A 15,833-nucleotide genomic window follows, 5' to 3' on the forward strand; every position below is an offset into this window, starting at 1 on the left:
GATCAACAGGTTGTTGAGGATCATTAGCTGTGAATGATCGGTGATCCTGGTCCGTATAAGCTGGGATCAGAATGAAGGGTTATACACAACTCAAAAACTGAACAACGGTTGTTCTTTGGATAACTACTGGTTAATCCAAGCTTACTACCAGAGTTATCCACACTCGATCGCACGATCTTTACACATTTTTGAGTAAATTAATCCAGGATCCCAGCCAAACTTCCGCTGGATCCTCCGGAATATCGTGTTCAAGGACATTGATCCTGAGTGTTTCGCCGATCTGTTTTGCACCAGACGATGTCAGTTCAGCCTGTAATTTGTCGATCGCGCCACAGAAGGTGTCATATTCGCGGCTGCCAATACCAATTGCACCGAAACGAACCTGAGAAAGGTCTGTTTTCTGAGACTGAAGATCTTTATAGAAAGGAAGCAGGTTATCCGGGATGTCTCCAGCTCCGTGTGTTGAGCTGATCACCAACCAAATACCAGAGGTAGGGAGCTCCTCTACTTGCGGTCCGTGCAGTGTTTCGGTTGAAAAACCTGCATCTTCCAGCTTTTCAGCCAGATGTTCCGCAACGTATTCGGCACCACCAAGGGTACTACCGCTGATAAGAGTAATGTCCGCCATATGAGCCCATCCTGATAAAGAGGGGCTATTGTACGCTGTGAGTGAGCTGGGATCTACCTGTGGAAAAGCAGGGAATTAAAAAAAACGATCATGGGCGGATTGTACGCATAATCGGGTTCTGCAGGACGATCAAGGTTTCAGTGGACTGAATTTCGTCAATTGTTTGGATCTTGTTGATAAGTACCTGCTGTAAGGCGTCAATGGAGCGGCACATTACCTTAATAAAGATACTGTAGTGGCCGGTGGTGTAATACGCCTCCGTCACTTCATCGAGACTTTCCAGTCTGGCCAGCGCTGACGGGTAGTCTTTCGCACTTTTCAGGATGATGCCGATAAAGCAGCCGACGTCATAACCCAACTGCTTGGGACTGACATCAATACGCGCGCCGGTAATTATCCCGGCTTGCTTCATCTTCTCTACGCGCACATGGATCGTTCCGGGGCTGACGCCAAATTGTTTGGCCAGTTCTGCGTATGCGGTGCGGGCGTTTTCCATCAGGGCGTCAAGAATGCCGCGGTCCAGATTGTCGATCTGATAATTTTCCATAGGTTTTTCTTATGTAGATTAATGATTCCATCTATTTTAGCGGTTATTTTTAACGAATCAAAATCGAACATGGCTTTTTGTTTGTTGATTATTGAATATTGCCCTCATTCTGTTGCTTAATCATAGGCAACAGGACACAGGAGTAAAAATAATGAAAACCGCTTACATTGCCAAACAACGTCAAATTAGCTTCGTGAAATCTCATTTTTCTCGTCAGCTGGAGGAGCGTTTAGGTCTGATCGAAGTACAGGCCCCGATCCTCAGTCGTGTAGGAGATGGCACGCAGGATAACTTGTCGGGCTGTGAAAAAGCGGTGCAGGTAAAAGTAAAAGCATTGCCTGACGCCCAGTTCGAAGTGGTTCATTCACTGGCGAAGTGGAAACGTCAAACACTGGGACAACACGACTTCAGCGCGGGCGAAGGGCTGTACACGCACATGAAAGCCCTGCGCCCCGATGAAGATCGCCTCTCTCCGCTCCACTCTGTTTACGTCGATCAGTGGGACTGGGAGCGCGTAATGGGCGACGGTGAGCGTCAATTCTCCACCCTGAAAAGCACGGTAGAGGCTATTTGGGCGGGAATTAAGGCAACTGAAGCTGCGGTGAGCAAAGAATTTGGTCTGGCACCGTTCCTGCCAGAGCAGATCCACTTTGTTCACAGCCAGGAGCTGTTATCCCGTTATCCGGGGCTTGATGCAAAAGGTCGTGAGCGTGCGATTGCTAAAGAGCTGGGCGCTGTATTCCTGGTGGGGATCGGCGGCAAGCTCAGCGACGGTCATCGCCATGACGTTCGTGCGCCGGACTATGATGACTGGAGCTCAGCTTCCGAACTGGGCTACGCTGGTCTGAACGGTGATATCCTGGTGTGGAACCCGGTGCTGGAAGATGCGTTTGAACTTTCTTCTATGGGGATCCGCGTGGATGCTGATGCGCTTAAGCACCAGCTTGCTCTGACTGGTGATGAAGATCGCCTGAGTCTGGAGTGGCACCAGGCGCTGTTGCGTGGCGAAATGCCGCAGACCATTGGCGGGGGTATTGGTCAGTCACGCCTGACTATGCTGTTGCTGCAGTTGCCGCACATTGGTCAGGTACAGTGCGGCGTATGGCCGACACAGGTACGTGAAAGCGTTGCCTCTCTGCTGTAAGTACTAACGCTGCCAGCGTCTGAGCAGGCGGCTTCGCATCCCGGTATCAAAGCGCCAGATATGATCGAAAATGCGCATGATACCGGGTTTGCCATGGGCAGACATTGCGACCGCATGAAAACGGTGCTGGTGTACCCGCTGTAGCTCTCCCACTTTATTGACGACCTCATCAGGCAAGCGCTGAGCGATAAAATCCGAAATAACTACCGCATCGGCATCAAACCATTCTCGCCCCTGCATCCTTTCTATAATGGCGCGAAAACAGCTGGCAATATCTGTACCGCCGCGAAAACGCTGGCTTAGAAAACGGATCGCTTGCTCAATGCCTTGCGCTCCGGACAGCTCATAGCGCACGACTTCAGTTGAAAATAGCATAATGAAGCAGCGGCGGTTATCGGCGAGGGCAACGCGCATCAGCGCCAGGCAAAAGGCTTTTGCGCACTGTTCGTTAAATCCCCCCATTGACCCTGAGGTATCCACGCAGACAATAAAAGGCCCGCGTGGCTGTTCATCAAAGTCCTGATGTACAACCGGACGCTCTGTCACTTTCTCGCGCCATGCTTCACCATGAAGGCGGTAGGTCAGTAGCTGTTTTTCCACCAGCCGACGGTAGAATTCATATTCCAGTTCAGTGATGCCGAGTGTGGCTAATTCTGGCGGCAACAGGCGCAGAATATCGTCACTTTGCTGAATGCCATCAACCTGTTCGGGGACGGTTGCAGGTTCCCGCACCAGGGTACGGAATGTTTCCATCGGCGCATCTTTTCGCGGTACAGATTTCGCTTCCCTGGAGCGCCCCAGTTGCTCGGCCAGACGCTGGAGTTCGGGTTGTTGTGTCAGGAAATCGCCGTATTTCACAATCAGCTGATAATCGCCACGTTTGATTTGACCTGCGCTCATATCCCACAAACGGCCTGCGGCATTGTCATTTTCCACCAGCACTGGATCCAGTTGTCCACTGAGAGTCATCCTCTCCTGTACTTCACTGAGCAGTTGTTCGCGTTCTTCTTCCAGTAGTTGCTGATTCAGCGTTGTGGTTTGAATTACCAGGCTTAAGCGCCAGCGCTGTAGAAAAAGCGTGTGCAGCGCGGGCGTAAATGTACTATTGCTATCGACCAGTTGCTGGGCTTGTCCAGCGTAGGGGGAATGTAGCCGGTGTAACAGCGTTAATATTTGCGGTAACTGGACGATAAACTGCGGGGTGGATAGAAGTTGACTTTGCTGGTAACACATCACCTCTTCTGTCAGTTCCGGCGGTACGCGAGTATCTTTAAGACGGTTGCGTAATGCCTCTCGCCAGCGGGGAAGATCGTTAGCAATGGCTTTCTTTAACCGGGGGAATTTTTCAAAAAATACCGCCAGTTGTGGAGAGGCCAGCAGAGCGAGGATCATCTCTTCGATCATCCCTTCTTCGCTTACTGCCAGCATGATATTTAGCGTATCAAGGGTTAGCATTGTTGCGCCTGTCGGATCTGCTCTCCAACTTCCTGCAGGCTGGCCTCAATACGACCTAACCAGTCACTATGGATAAACAGACATTTTTGCTGTTCGCTAAACCCGCTATGCTGTTGGTGCCACTCGTTGTCGAGCGCTTCAAGCTGCTGTTTTATCTCGCTGGGCATACTCTCTTCAGATGACCCAGGCAGCGCCAGACGGGAGCCTTGTAAACTGACGTCGCGAACCACCAGGTGTTGGGCGCTGTCGACCTCCATATTTAGCGTCTGTGCAAACCCGATCCCGTTTAGTTTTCCACGGATCTCACCGCCTTTCGTAAGCCACTGTTCCAGGGCGCTACGTTCAAACGAAATATGGATCACCTCCATATCGTGCAGTTTTAAGGGCTTTTGTAGCAGTAACGTCAATACGGATGCAGTGACTTCTGGGGGAAGATCATAGTGAGGACGACGGCTGAACATTCCACCCTGACGAATGACGGTGAAGGCAGTTTTATCGCTTTGCTGCTGCTGAAGCTGGATTCGACGCTGCATAATAGCCCCAAGGCGCGTCAGCATCGCCTGTTGTTGCCAGGCGTGTCCGGTCATCAAAACTTCCAGCTGTTGCTGCATCAGATTCAAGCTTTGTGCGTCGTACCACAGACAATCTTTCAACAGAATGAGATCGATAGGAGCGACTGCATCGCGTCCGCTAAAGAAGGCGCTTGCCTGGAGTAAGCGGATCGCTTTCTTCCAGCGACGGTCAGACACGTAAGGGGCGTTTGGTATCGCGTCCAGTTGTTGGCGCAGCGTAAAAATAAGTTCGAATACACGATCAGGAAGCTGGATCGCACCAATGTCTTTTTGCCACTGGTAATACTCTTCATCCGTCACCTGTAACGTCGCTGGGACCGGATTGTCGCTTTCATCTTGTTGGCTTAACAGCATTGAGCGGAAGTTGGCCTTGTCCTGCACCTTATCCAGCCACAAGCGAATCAGCATACGGTCGTACAAGGCTTCCAGACTACTGTCTGCTTCAGGCAGTTCGTTGGAAGCCGCCACCAGCAGACGCATCGGGATTTTTTCTTCGTGCGCACCGTTACGGAAATGGCGTTCGTTAATGGCGGTAAGCAGGGTATTAAGAATGGCCGGGCCTGCTTTCCAGATTTCATCCAGAAAGACGATTTCAGCTTCAGGAAGATAGCCTGCCGTTAAGCGCTCATAGCGTCCTTCATCCTTCAGGGCCTGAATGGACAGGGGACCAAAAACCTCTTCTGGTGTAGAGAAGCGCGTCATCAGGTATTCGAAAGCGCGTGCGTTTTTAAAAGCAAACTTCAATCGGCGAGCTATTAAGCTTTTAGCGATCCCTGGAGGGCCTAATAAGAAAACGCTCTCGCCGCTCAGTGCAGCCAGCAGACAAAGACGGATGGCGTGGCTACGTTCATAAAGTCCCTTTTCCAGCGCATTGCTCAGACGGGAAATTCTTTCCGCTAATAAATGTGGGTGAGCCATAATGAAGTGGCGTCCTTTCGCCAAATGTACTGCGTGAACAGCGAGTATAGCTGTTTCACACCAGGGCAATAATAGACTTAAGGTGCGTTTAATTTTCTTTGAGCCAGATTAATCTGGTCTCATTTAGGGGTACGATTTTGCGATTAATCGTGCATACTGTGCGCCTTTTTGTGGGCCAAGGGACTACGCACACATTTCATATATATATACACTAAATCATTCAGGCTGCATCAAGGCGGCAAAGGAGTGAACCTTCTGAGCTTACATTTGTAAGTTACCGGGGGAGTGCTGCCAACGCGGAGTAGTTTGAAGGATGACGTGTATAAACGAAAGACTAGTCTATGAGCACTGATAATAAGCAATCATTGTCTGCGATTACTCTCGCAGCCATTGGGGTTGTCTACGGTGATATCGGTACCAGCCCGCTTTATACACTTCGTGAATGTTTGTCCGGCCAGTTCGGCTTTGGTGTTGAACGTGATGCCGTGTTTGGTTTTCTCTCGCTGATTTTCTGGCTACTGATCTTTGTTGTCTCTATTAAGTATCTGACGTTTGTCATGCGTGCGGATAATGCCGGTGAAGGTGGGATCCTGACGTTGATGTCGTTGGCCGGGCGCAATACGTCGGCGCGAACAACGTCAATGCTGGTCATTATGGGGTTGATTGGTGGCAGCTTCTTCTATGGTGAGGTGGTGATTACCCCGGCCATTTCGGTGATGTCGGCGATTGAAGGCCTGGAAATCATAGCCCCACAGCTTGATACCTGGATAGTCCCGCTATCCATTATCGTACTTACCCTGCTGTTTTTAATTCAAAAACACGGTACCGGGATGGTGGGTAAGCTGTTTGCTCCCATTATGCTGCTTTGGTTCCTGGTTCTGGCCGTATTAGGCGTGCGCAGTATTATTGCGAACCCGGAAGTACTGCAAGCGCTGAATCCTTACTGGGCAGTGCATTTCTTCTTGGAATTCAAAACGTTGTCATTCATCGCATTGGGCGCTGTGGTTCTGTCAATCACCGGTGTTGAAGCGCTGTATGCCGATATGGGCCACTTTGGTAAGTTGCCTATTCGTCTGGCCTGGTTCTCGGTCGTTTTGCCTTCGCTGGTGCTAAACTATTTTGGTCAAGGAGCGTTGCTGTTAAAACATCCTGAAGCGATCAAAAACCCGTTCTTCCTGTTGGCGCCTGACTGGGCGTTAATTCCACTGTTGATCCTTGCTGCATTGGCAACGGTTATCGCCTCACAGGCGGTCATTTCCGGCGTATTCTCTCTGACACGTCAGGCCGTACGTTTGGGATATTTATCACCTATGCGTATTATCCATACCTCCGAAATGGAATCGGGTCAGATCTATATTCCTTTTGTAAACTGGATGCTCTACTTTGCGGTGGTGATTGTCATTGTGAGCTTTGAGCATTCCAGCAATTTGGCTGCCGCGTACGGTATTGCGGTAACGGGAACGATGGTACTGACTTCTATTCTGTCGACCACTGTGGCGCGTAAAAACTGGCACTGGAATAAATACTTCGTTTTCCTGATTCTGGTGGCGTTCCTGTGCATCGATATTCCGCTGTTCTCTGCGAACCTCGATAAACTGATTTCTGGCGGCTGGCTGCCACTTTCGCTCGGTCTGGTGATGTTCACCATTATGACGACCTGGAAGAGTGAACGCTTCCGTCTGTTACGTCGCATGCATGAACACGGTAACTCTCTGGAAGCGATGATTGCTTCCCTGGAGAAATCACCACCGGTACGTGTGCCGGGAACGGCCGTGTATATGTCGCGAGCGCTAAATGTTATCCCGTTTGCGCTTCTACATAACTTAAAACATAACAAAGTGCTGCATGAGCGTGTGATCCTGCTGACGCTACGAACGGAAGATGCGCCGTATGTTCATAATGTGCGTAGGGTGCAAATTGAGCAGCTGTCGCCCACCTTCTGGCGCGTGGTTGCCAGTTATGGTTGGCGTGAAACGCCTAATGTAGAAGAAGTATTCCATCGCTGTGGTCTGGAAGGACTTAGCTGTCGGATGATGGAAACATCTTTCTTCATGTCGCACGAGTCGCTAATCGTGGGTAAACGGCCTTGGTATTTACGCCTGCGCGGTAAGTTGTATCTTCTGCTGCAACGCAATGCGCTACGCGCACCAGACCAGTTTGAGATCCCGCCGAACCGGGTTATTGAACTCGGTACTCAGGTCGAGATTTAATGCAACTGCCCCCCCTATTTCATAATGAAAGAGGGGGTTTTGTTTTCATCATCGCAATTTTCTTTTCGTCAAATGATACGGCTTGCGAAACGTTTCGATGGCGATCACATTTTCGTAACGTCGTGGTGGTTTTCTGTGCATCCTTCAGACTAAAATTATTCTCAGCGAAACGTTTCGCTAGTGGGGAAAGAAAATGAAGAAAGGCGCAGTACTCAACTCTGAAATTTCATCGGTGATCTCCCGTCTGGGGCATACCGATACGCTGGTAGTATGTGATGCAGGTTTACCCATTCCGAACAGCACAACGCGTATTGATATGGCATTAACCCAGGGCGTACCTTCTTTTATGCAGGTACTGGATGTGGTTACTCGTGAAATGCAGGTCGAGGCGGCCATTCTCGCGACGGAAATTAAACAACATAATCCGCAACTCCACGAAACGTTGCTCAACCACATTGAGCAACTGCAACAACACCAGGGAAATACCATTGAAATTCGTTACACCACGCATGAACAATTCAAAAAACAGACCGCAGACAGTCAGGCGGTAATTCGCAGCGGAGAATGTTCTCCGTATGCGAATATCATTCTTTGTGCTGGCGTCACGTTCTGAGGCCATCATGAACGCATTACTGCAACTCAAAGGGATCGATAAAGCGTTCCCGGGCGTCAAAGCGCTATCCGGCGCCGCGTTAAATGTCTACCCAGGCCGCGTCATGGCGCTGGTGGGAGAAAACGGCGCGGGTAAATCCACCATGATGAAAGTCCTGACCGGTATCTATACCCGTGATGCCGGTTCTTTATTATGGTTGGGTAAAGAAACCACCTTTAACGGTCCTAAATCCTCTCAGGAGGCCGGGATTGGCATCATTCACCAGGAGCTAAACCTGATCCCACAACTCACTATTGCTGAGAACATTTTTCTTGGCCGTGAGTTTGTAAATCGCTTTGGCAAAATTGACTGGAAGAAGATGTACGCCGAAGCCGACCTGCTGCTAGCCAAACTCAATCTGCGTTTTAAAAGCGACAGGCTGGTGGGGGAGCTGTCAATTGGCGATCAGCAGATGGTAGAAATTGCCAAAGTGCTGAGCTTTGAATCCAGAGTCATCATTATGGATGAACCGACGGATGCGCTGACCGATACCGAAACTGAGTCTTTGTTCCGCGTGATCCGCGAGCTTAAGTTGCAGGGGCGCGGCATTGTCTATATCTCCCACCGCATGAAAGAGATCTTCGAGATCTGCGATGACGTGACCGTTTTTCGCGATGGACAGTTTATTGCTGAACGTGAAGTTGCAACGCTTACTGAAGACTCGCTGATTGAAATGATGGTGGGGCGAAAGCTGGAAGATCAGTATCCACGTCTGGATAAAGCACCAGGCGATGTGCGTCTGAAGGTCGATAATCTGTGCGGTCCTGGGGTTAATGACGTTTCATTCACCCTGCGTAAAGGAGAGATCCTTGGCGTATCAGGACTGATGGGCGCTGGGCGTACCGAACTGATGAAAGTGCTGTACGGCGCGTTACCTCGCTCCAGCGGTTACGTCACGCTTGACGGACATGAGGTTGTCACCCGTTCTCCGCAGGATGGGCTGGCTAACGGTATCGTCTATATTTCTGAAGACCGTAAGCGCGATGGCTTAGTGCTGGGTATGTCGGTTAAAGAGAACATGTCGCTGACGGCGCTGCGTTATTTCAGTCGCGCGGGCGGAAGCCTGAAACATAAAGATGAGCAGCAGGCGGTGGATGATTTTATCCGTCTGTTCAATGTGAAAACGCCATCAATGGAACAGGCCATTGGTCTGCTCTCCGGCGGCAATCAGCAGAAAGTAGCGATTGCGCGCGGGTTGATGACCCGGCCAAAAGTGCTGATCCTCGATGAACCAACGCGTGGCGTGGATGTCGGGGCTAAGAAAGAGATTTATCAGCTTATCAATCAGTTTAAGGCTGATGGGCTAAGTATCATTCTGGTCTCCTCGGAGATGCCAGAAGTATTGGGCATGAGCGATCGAATTATCGTCATGCATGAAGGGCATCTTGGCGGTGAGTTCACTCGCGAGCAGGCCACTCAGGAAGTATTAATGGCTGCCGCTGTAGGCAAGCTTAATCGCGTGAATCAGGAGTAAAAAAGATGACTACCCAGGCTGTTTCTGGTCGCCGTTATTTCACCAAAGCATGGCTTCTGGAGCAAAAGTCGCTCATCGCTCTGTTGGTGCTGATCGCGATTGTTTCCACTATGAGTCCCAACTTTTTTACCGTAAATAACCTGTTTAACATTCTCCAGCAAACGTCAGTTAACGCCATTATGGCTGTCGGCATGACGTTGGTGATCTTGACGTCGGGTATCGATCTGTCAGTCGGTTCCCTGCTGGCGCTTACCGGTGCGGTTGCTGCTTCCATTGTCGGGATTGAGGTTAACGCGCTGGTGGCTGTTGCGGCTGCTCTGGCGTTAGGTGCTGCTATTGGTGCGGTGACCGGAGTGATTGTCGCGAAAGGCCGCGTACAGGCGTTCATCGCTACGTTGGTGATGATGTTGCTGCTGCGCGGTGTGACCATGGTGTATACCAACGGTAGCCCCGTTAATACCGGATTTACCGATAATGCCGATGTCTTCGGTTGGTTTGGTATTGGCCGTCCTCTGGGGATCCCAACGCCAGTGTGGATTATGGGGATTGTCTTCCTCGCTGCGTGGTACATGCTTCATCATACTCGCCTTGGTCGCTATATCTATGCGCTGGGCGGTAACGAAGCGGCGACGCGCCTGTCAGGCATCAGCGTCAGTAAAATCAAAATTATTGTTTATTCACTTTGTGGGCTGCTGGCATCGCTGGCGGGCATCATCGAAGTTGCGCGTCTTTCATCTGCTCAACCAACGGCAGGAACTGGTTATGAGCTGGATGCTATCGCCGCGGTCGTATTAGGCGGTACCAGCCTGGCTGGCGGTAAAGGACGCATTGTTGGGACGCTGATCGGCGCATTAATTCTTGGCTTCCTCAATAATGGTTTGAATTTGTTAGGTGTTTCCTCCTATTACCAGATGATCGTCAAAGCTGTGGTGATTTTGCTGGCGGTACTGGTAGACAACAAAAAGCAGTAATAACGACTACAGGACATCTTAAATATGAACATGAAAAAACTGGCTACCCTGGTTTCTGCTGTCGCGCTGAGCGCCACTGTGAGTGCGAATGCGATGGCAAAAGATACCATTGCGCTGGTGGTCTCCACGCTCAACAACCCGTTCTTTGTCTCTCTGAAGGATGGGGCGCAAAAAGAAGCGGATAAACTGGGCTACAACCTGGTGATTCTGGATTCGCAGAATAACCCGGCGAAAGAGCTGGCGAACGTTCAGGATTTAACAGTTCGCGGTACTAAAATTCTGCTTATTAACCCGACTGACTCCGATGCCGTCGGTAACGCCGTGAAGATGGCTAACCAGGCGAAAATCCCGGTAATTACCCTGGACCGCGTAGCGTCTAAAGGTGAGGTTGTGAGCCACATTGCGTCAGACAACGTGCTGGGCGGTAAAATTGCTGGCGATTACATCGCGAAAAAAGCGGGTGAAGGCGCGAAAGTTATTGAACTGCAGGGTATTGCCGGAACTTCTGCGGCCCGTGAGCGTGGCGAAGGTTTCCAGCAGGCCGTTGCGGCACACAAATTTAATGTACTGGCCAGCCAGCCGGCAGACTTCGACCGTACCAAAGGTCTGAACGTTATGCAGAACCTGCTGACTGCTCACCCTGATGTGCAGGCTGTATTTGCCCAGAACGATGAAATGGCACTTGGCGCGCTGCGTGCACTGCAAACTGCCGGTAAATCTGATGTGATGGTGGTTGGATTTGACGGCACGCCAGATGGCGAAAAAGCGGTAAATGATGGCAAACTGGCTGCGACTATCGCTCAGTTACCGGATCAGATTGGCGCGAAAGGCGTTGAAACTGCGGATAAAGTACTGAAAGGCGAGAAAGTTCAGGCTAAATATCCGGTTGACCTGAAGCTGGTCATCAAGCAGTAATAGCGATTCAGGTCGCTCGCGGCCTGATGGCGACATAAATACGCCATCATCATCAATTTGAAGATGAAAGCGTAAAAAGAAAAGCAGGGCACGCGCCACCCTAACCCGGTGGCGCACTTTGACTTGGAATTCCGAACATGAAAACCGCAGGCAACCTCGTTGTTCTTGGCAGTATTAATGCCGATCACATCCTTAACCTTAAATCCTTCCCCACTCCTGGTGAAACCGTAACCGGTAGCCATTATCAGGTGGCATTTGGTGGAAAAGGCGCGAATCAGGCAGTTGCTGCGGGTCGTAGTGGCGCGAATATCGCGTTTATTGCCTGTACAGGTGACGACGATATTGGTGAAAGTGTTCGCAAGCAATTAGCCAGTGATAACATCGATATTGCTCCCATTAGCGTGATTCAGGGGGAATCGACCGGCGTGGCGCTGATTTTTGTTAATGGTGAAGGTGAGAACGTCATCGGTATTCATGCCGGAGCGAATGCTGCGCTTTCGCCTGCGCTGGTGGAAGCTCAGCGTGATCGCATTGCCCAGGCATCGGCACTACTGATGCAATTAGAGTCGCCGATCGAAAGCGTGCTGACCGCAGCAAAGATTGCGCATCAAAACAATACGACGGTAGCGCTTAACCCGGCTCCGGCGCGTGAACTTTCTGACGAGCTGCTGGCGCTGGTGGACATCATTACCCCAAATGAAACCGAGGCTGAAAAGCTGACAGGGATCCGTGTAGAAAATGATGATGATGCGGCTAAAGCAGCGCAGGCGTTGCATGCAAAGGGTATTCACACCGTACTGATTACCTTAGGTAGTCGTGGTGTATGGGCCAGCGTGAACGGTAAAGGTAGTCGAGTTCCCGGTTTCAAAGTGGATGCCGTAGATACCATCGCGGCCGGAGACACTTTTAACGGCGCGTTAATCACAGCCTTACTGGAAGAGACTCCGTTGCCAGAAGCGATTCGCTTTGCGCATGCGGCTGCGGCGATTGCGGTAACGCGTAAAGGCGCACAGCCTTCCGTTCCGTGGCGCGAAGAAATAGAGGCGTTTTTACAGCAGAGGTAACGCTTGGCTACAATGAAGGACGTTGCCCGCCTTGCGGGTGTTTCCACGTCGACGGTTTCTCACGTCATCAATAAAGATCGCTTTGTCAGTGAGGCTATCACCGATAAAGTTGACGCTGCGATTAAAGAGCTTAACTACGCGCCTTCCGCGCTGGCGCGTAGCCTCAAGTTAAATCAGACCCACACCATAGGCATGTTAATCACTGCCAGTACCAATCCCTTTTATTCTGAACTGGTTCGCGGTGTTGAACGCAGCTGTTTTGAGCGGGGCTACAGTCTGGTGTTGTGCAATACCGAAGGTGATGAACAGCGTATGAATCGTAATCTGGAAACGTTGATGCAAAAGCGGGTGGACGGTTTACTGCTGCTCTGCACGGAAACACATCAGCCATCCAGAGAGATCATGCAGCGTTATCCTTCTATTCCTACTGTGATGATGGACTGGTCCCCCTTTGATGGTGAAAGTGACCTGATTCAGGATAATTCCTTGTTGGGCGGGGATTTAGCCACGCAGCATCTCATCGAAAAAGGGTTTACACGCATTGCCTGTATTACCGGACCTCTGGATAAAACACCGGCGCGTTTGCGCCTGGAAGGGTATCGGGCAGCAATGCAGCGGGCAGGATTAGCTATCCCGGAAGGTTATGAGATTACCGGCGATTTCGAGTTTGGCGGTGGATTTTCAGCCATGCAAACGCTGCTGTCGCATAAACAACGACCGCAGGCCGTTTTCACGGGAAATGATGCGATGGCAGTCGGTGCGTATCAGGCTCTGTATCAATCAGGATTGCGTATCCCGCAGGATATGGCGGTGGTGGGTTATGATGATATTGAGCTGGCTCGCTATATGACGCCGCCGCTTACGACGATTCATCAACCGAAAGATGAATTGGGCGAACTGGCCATAGATGTGTTGATCCACCGTATGGCACAGCCCGCATTGCAGCAACAGCGATTGCAGCTTACTCCTGTTCTGATGGCGCGGGGCTCGGCTTAGGCTTATGCCGGTCTTTGATTAAATTGCGACCATCTTTGGTTTTTAGCAGCATAAACATCAGCGCCGAAACCACCGTGATAGCGCCCATGGTAATAAAGGTATAGTGGAACTGTTCGACCGTATTGGTTCCTTCAATGTCTTCATATATACGCAGCACGGCGGCGCTGATTGCCACTCCTAAACTGATCGACAATTGCTGAGTGACGGCTAACACGCTGTTTCCGCTACTGGCATTATCATCGGTCAGGTCCGCGAGGGTAATCGTATTCATCGAGGTAAACTGGGTGGACATCGCCATGCCTAAAATGAACAATGGCAGGATCAGCATCCATACTGGCATTGCTGGGGATTGCAATGAGAACTGCGCAATCATCAGGCCGATAAACACCGTAATGCCGACCAGTGTAGTTCTGTAGCCAAGGCGACGCAGTACCTGCGTCACCATCGATTTAGCCAGAATTGATCCCAGCGCCGTCGGCACCATCATGCAACCGGCAATCAGCGCCGGATAACCAAATCCTACCTGCAACATCAGCGGCATTAAGAAGGGAACGCATCCTGTACCCAGACGAGTCGCCAGGTTTCCCGCGATACCGACGGAAAAGGTTCGCGTCTTAAAGATTGGCAGCGATATTAGCGGTGTCGGATGACGGCGCGCGTGGCGAATGTAGGCGAGCAGTAACAAAATGCTGCCGAGAATAATACTTAGGGCAATCCAGCTGGCGACCAGCTTCTCACCGAACAGCTCAACGCCGCTGGAAAACAGCACCAGACTCAGGCCAAAGAGAAGGAAACCGGTCATATCAAAACCGCGGCGCGGCGTGGTGAAGTTAGGCATATATTTGCGGGCATAAAAGATACCTGCTATGCCAATGGGAATATTAATCAGGAAGATCCAGTGCCAACTGGCCCACGTGACCAGCACGCCACCCAGTACTGGACCTAAAATCGGCCCCACAAGTCCAGGCATGGTCACGAAGTTAAGGACGGGAAGAAGTTCACTACGTGGATAGGCACGAAGCAGTGCCAGGCGGGCAACAGGCATCATCATTGCGCCACCAATGCCTTGTATAACACGAAATATCACCAGTTCGGTTAATGAACCAGATAGCGCACAGGCAAGTGAACCCAGGGTAAAGAGACTAACGGCGATCATAAATACGCGCCGGGTGCCGAAGCGGTCTGCCAGCCATCCACTCACTGGGATCAACATCGCAACAGTCAGGGTATAACTGATAATGGCAGACTGCATGGCAAGTGGGGAGCGGTTCAGGCTTTGTGCTATTGCGGGTAAGGCGGTATTGAGGATGGTGGCGTCTAATGCCTGCATAAAAAAGGCCATGGCTGCTATCCATGGCAACCCGGCCATACTGCGCGATTTCTTTTCTGCCATAGATTATTTATCCGGGAGTTCGTTCGGCGCTATCAGTAATGCCTGACAGGCAGTGAAGGCGCGATCGCCATCACTATCCTCTATTGCATCGACAATGGCCTGATGCAAATCCAGCTTTACCACATCGTTATAGGTAATAGAGGTAAAATAGGTCTGGTAGACAGAATGGAACAACGATGCAAAGGATATCAGGAATGGATTCGCACTCATCTCATAGATGTGCTCATGCCAGGCGATATCAACTTCAATCCAGCGTTCACGCTTAAAGTTTCTTTTCAGCTCGACCATCTCTTCCATTAATGTATTCAGATGTGCCTTCTGTTCTGCCGTACCTATGGTTGCAGCTAGTAAACAGGCCTGGGGCTCCAGGCTAATGCGCATCACCAGAAAATGTTTGATGACCTGAGGGAAATTATCTTCCGTCATCCACCAGGTAAGCAGCTCCTGGTCGAGGAAATTCCAGTTTGCCTGCGGCATCACTCGTGTGCCAATCCGGGGGCGTGGTAATACCATACCTTTTGCCGTTAATGTTTTTACCGCCTCTCTTACCGCCGTGCGACTCACGCCAAACTGGTCACCCAGCTCAATTTCGCCTGGTAGGATTGCACCCGGTGCGTACTGACCTTTTAATATTCGTTGAGCCAGCTTTTCAGCCAGAACATAGGAAAGGTTCTTCTGTGCAGCTAACTGTTGGGCATTTAAAGGCATGAATGTTCTTCCTTAAGTCTTTCTCTTATTCATTAGTATGCCATCAGGAAGTGTGATTGCGGTTGCAAAAACGGCAAATTGCTTATTTTATGGCATGTTAATGACGGTTTTGGTGAAAAAACACGCACTCAGAAAGTTATTTTAAATTTCCCCTTGTCAGCCTGAAATAACTCCCTATAATGCGCC

14 protein-coding genes are annotated in these 15,833 nt (G+C 50.6%); 8 read left to right on the forward strand and 6 right to left on the reverse strand.

Annotated features, from left to right (window positions below):
* Positions 1-178: 178 nt before the first annotated feature.
* The gene (mioC, locus tag OGX98_RS03550) at positions 179-628 is read right to left on the reverse strand and encodes an FMN-binding protein MioC (protein ID WP_045449011.1); all 450 of its coding nucleotides are present in this window, start codon (positions 626-628) and stop codon (positions 179-181) included.
* An 88-nt stretch (positions 629-716) separates the two neighbouring features.
* On the reverse strand, positions 717-1,175 hold the full coding sequence (gene asnC / locus OGX98_RS03555; protein ID WP_045449013.1) for a transcriptional regulator AsnC: 459 nt from the start codon (positions 1,173-1,175) through the stop codon (positions 717-719).
* A 151-nt stretch (positions 1,176-1,326) separates the two neighbouring features.
* On the opposite strand from asnC, the gene asnA reads away from it, so the two are divergent.
* Positions 1,327-2,319: an aspartate--ammonia ligase gene (asnA, locus tag OGX98_RS03560; RefSeq protein ID WP_045449015.1), complete on the forward strand. Its 993-nt coding sequence runs from the start codon at positions 1,327-1,329 to the stop codon at positions 2,317-2,319.
* A 3-nt stretch (positions 2,320-2,322) separates the two neighbouring features.
* Here asnA and viaA read toward each other — a convergent pair whose 3' ends face one another.
* Together viaA and ravA are read right to left on the reverse strand one after the other, a co-directional pair.
* Positions 2,323-3,774: an ATPase RavA stimulator ViaA gene (viaA, locus tag OGX98_RS03565; RefSeq protein WP_286594833.1), complete on the reverse strand. Its 1,452-nt coding sequence runs from the start codon at positions 3,772-3,774 to the stop codon at positions 2,323-2,325.
* Positions 3,768-5,264: an ATPase RavA gene (ravA, locus tag OGX98_RS03570; RefSeq protein WP_048223234.1), complete on the reverse strand. Its 1,497-nt coding sequence runs from the start codon at positions 5,262-5,264 to the stop codon at positions 3,768-3,770. Before ravA ends, viaA begins: the two co-directional genes overlap by 7 nt.
* Positions 5,265-5,605: 341 nt before the next feature.
* Between ravA and kup the strand changes: the two genes are divergently transcribed.
* The 7 genes from kup to rbsR all read left to right on the forward strand — a co-directional run bounded on the left by kup (position 5,606) and on the right by rbsR (position 13,546).
* Positions 5,606-7,474: a low affinity potassium transporter Kup gene (kup, locus tag OGX98_RS03575; protein WP_048223237.1), complete on the forward strand. Its 1,869-nt coding sequence runs from the start codon at positions 5,606-5,608 to the stop codon at positions 7,472-7,474.
* A gap of 193 nt (positions 7,475-7,667) precedes the next feature.
* Positions 7,668-8,087: a D-ribose pyranase gene (gene rbsD / locus OGX98_RS03580; RefSeq protein ID WP_045449025.1), complete on the forward strand. Its 420-nt coding sequence runs from the start codon at positions 7,668-7,670 to the stop codon at positions 8,085-8,087.
* A gap of 7 nt (positions 8,088-8,094) precedes the next feature.
* Positions 8,095-9,600, forward strand: coding sequence for a ribose ABC transporter ATP-binding protein RbsA (gene rbsA / locus OGX98_RS03585; RefSeq protein ID WP_048223238.1), 1,506 nt, complete (start codon positions 8,095-8,097; stop codon positions 9,598-9,600).
* Between the two features lie 5 nt (positions 9,601-9,605).
* Positions 9,606-10,571, forward strand: coding sequence for a ribose ABC transporter permease (gene rbsC, locus OGX98_RS03590; RefSeq protein WP_045449027.1), 966 nt, complete (start codon positions 9,606-9,608; stop codon positions 10,569-10,571).
* Between the two features lie 24 nt (positions 10,572-10,595).
* The gene (gene rbsB, locus OGX98_RS03595; RefSeq protein WP_003023760.1) at positions 10,596-11,486 is read left to right on the forward strand and encodes a ribose ABC transporter substrate-binding protein RbsB; all 891 of its coding nucleotides are present in this window, start codon (positions 10,596-10,598) and stop codon (positions 11,484-11,486) included.
* 137 nt (positions 11,487-11,623) lie between these two features.
* Entirely contained in the window at positions 11,624-12,550 is a 927-nt protein-coding gene (rbsK, locus tag OGX98_RS03600) for a ribokinase (RefSeq protein ID WP_048223241.1), read from the forward strand.
* A 3-nt stretch (positions 12,551-12,553) separates the two neighbouring features.
* Positions 12,554-13,546 (forward strand): ribose operon transcriptional repressor RbsR, encoded by a 993-nt coding sequence (gene rbsR, locus OGX98_RS03605; protein ID WP_136345351.1) that lies wholly within the window; start codon positions 12,554-12,556, stop codon positions 13,544-13,546.
* Here the strand turns inward: rbsR and mdtD are convergent.
* Both mdtD and OGX98_RS03615 read right to left on the reverse strand, forming a co-directional pair.
* Positions 13,512-14,939: a multidrug transporter subunit MdtD gene (mdtD, locus tag OGX98_RS03610; protein WP_286594834.1), complete on the reverse strand. Its 1,428-nt coding sequence runs from the start codon at positions 14,937-14,939 to the stop codon at positions 13,512-13,514. The two genes, rbsR and mdtD, sit on opposite strands and share 35 nt — an antisense overlap.
* A 3-nt stretch (positions 14,940-14,942) precedes the next feature.
* Positions 14,943-15,647: a FadR/GntR family transcriptional regulator gene (locus tag OGX98_RS03615; RefSeq protein WP_045449039.1), complete on the reverse strand. Its 705-nt coding sequence runs from the start codon at positions 15,645-15,647 to the stop codon at positions 14,943-14,945.
* Positions 15,648-15,833: the final 186 nt, after the last annotated feature.

It is taken from the genome of Citrobacter sp. Cm046 (genome assembly GCF_030333065.1).
Lineage (GTDB): Bacteria > Pseudomonadota > Gammaproteobacteria > Enterobacterales > Enterobacteriaceae > Citrobacter > Citrobacter murliniae.

What these genes read in the sequence shown, in the direction of transcription:
- rbsC (WP_045449027.1), top strand. Translation starts at nt 9,606, where the DNA reads ATGACTACCCAGGCTGTTTCTGGTCGCCGTTATTTCACCAAAGCATGG.
- viaA (WP_286594833.1), bottom strand. Translation starts at nt 3,774, where the DNA reads ATGCTAACCCTTGATACGCTAAATATCATGCTGGCAGTAAGCGAAGAA.
- rbsD (WP_045449025.1), top strand. Translation starts at nt 7,668, where the DNA reads ATGAAGAAAGGCGCAGTACTCAACTCTGAAATTTCATCGGTGATCTCC.
- kup (WP_048223237.1), top strand. Translation starts at nt 5,606, where the DNA reads ATGAGCACTGATAATAAGCAATCATTGTCTGCGATTACTCTCGCAGCC.
- mdtD (WP_286594834.1), bottom strand. Translation starts at nt 14,939, where the DNA reads ATGGCAGAAAAGAAATCGCGCAGTATGGCCGGGTTGCCATGGATAGCA.
- rbsA (WP_048223238.1), top strand. Translation starts at nt 8,095, where the DNA reads ATGAACGCATTACTGCAACTCAAAGGGATCGATAAAGCGTTCCCGGGC.
- OGX98_RS03615 (WP_045449039.1), bottom strand. Translation starts at nt 15,647, where the DNA reads ATGCCTTTAAATGCCCAACAGTTAGCTGCACAGAAGAACCTTTCCTAT.
- rbsK (WP_048223241.1), top strand. Translation starts at nt 11,624, where the DNA reads ATGAAAACCGCAGGCAACCTCGTTGTTCTTGGCAGTATTAATGCCGAT.
- asnA (WP_045449015.1), top strand. Translation starts at nt 1,327, where the DNA reads ATGAAAACCGCTTACATTGCCAAACAACGTCAAATTAGCTTCGTGAAA.
- mioC (WP_045449011.1), bottom strand. Translation starts at nt 628, where the DNA reads ATGGCGGACATTACTCTTATCAGCGGTAGTACCCTTGGTGGTGCCGAA.
- asnC (WP_045449013.1), bottom strand. Translation starts at nt 1,175, where the DNA reads ATGGAAAATTATCAGATCGACAATCTGGACCGCGGCATTCTTGACGCC.
- ravA (WP_048223234.1), bottom strand. Translation starts at nt 5,264, where the DNA reads ATGGCTCACCCACATTTATTAGCGGAAAGAATTTCCCGTCTGAGCAAT.
- rbsB (WP_003023760.1), top strand. Translation starts at nt 10,596, where the DNA reads ATGAACATGAAAAAACTGGCTACCCTGGTTTCTGCTGTCGCGCTGAGC.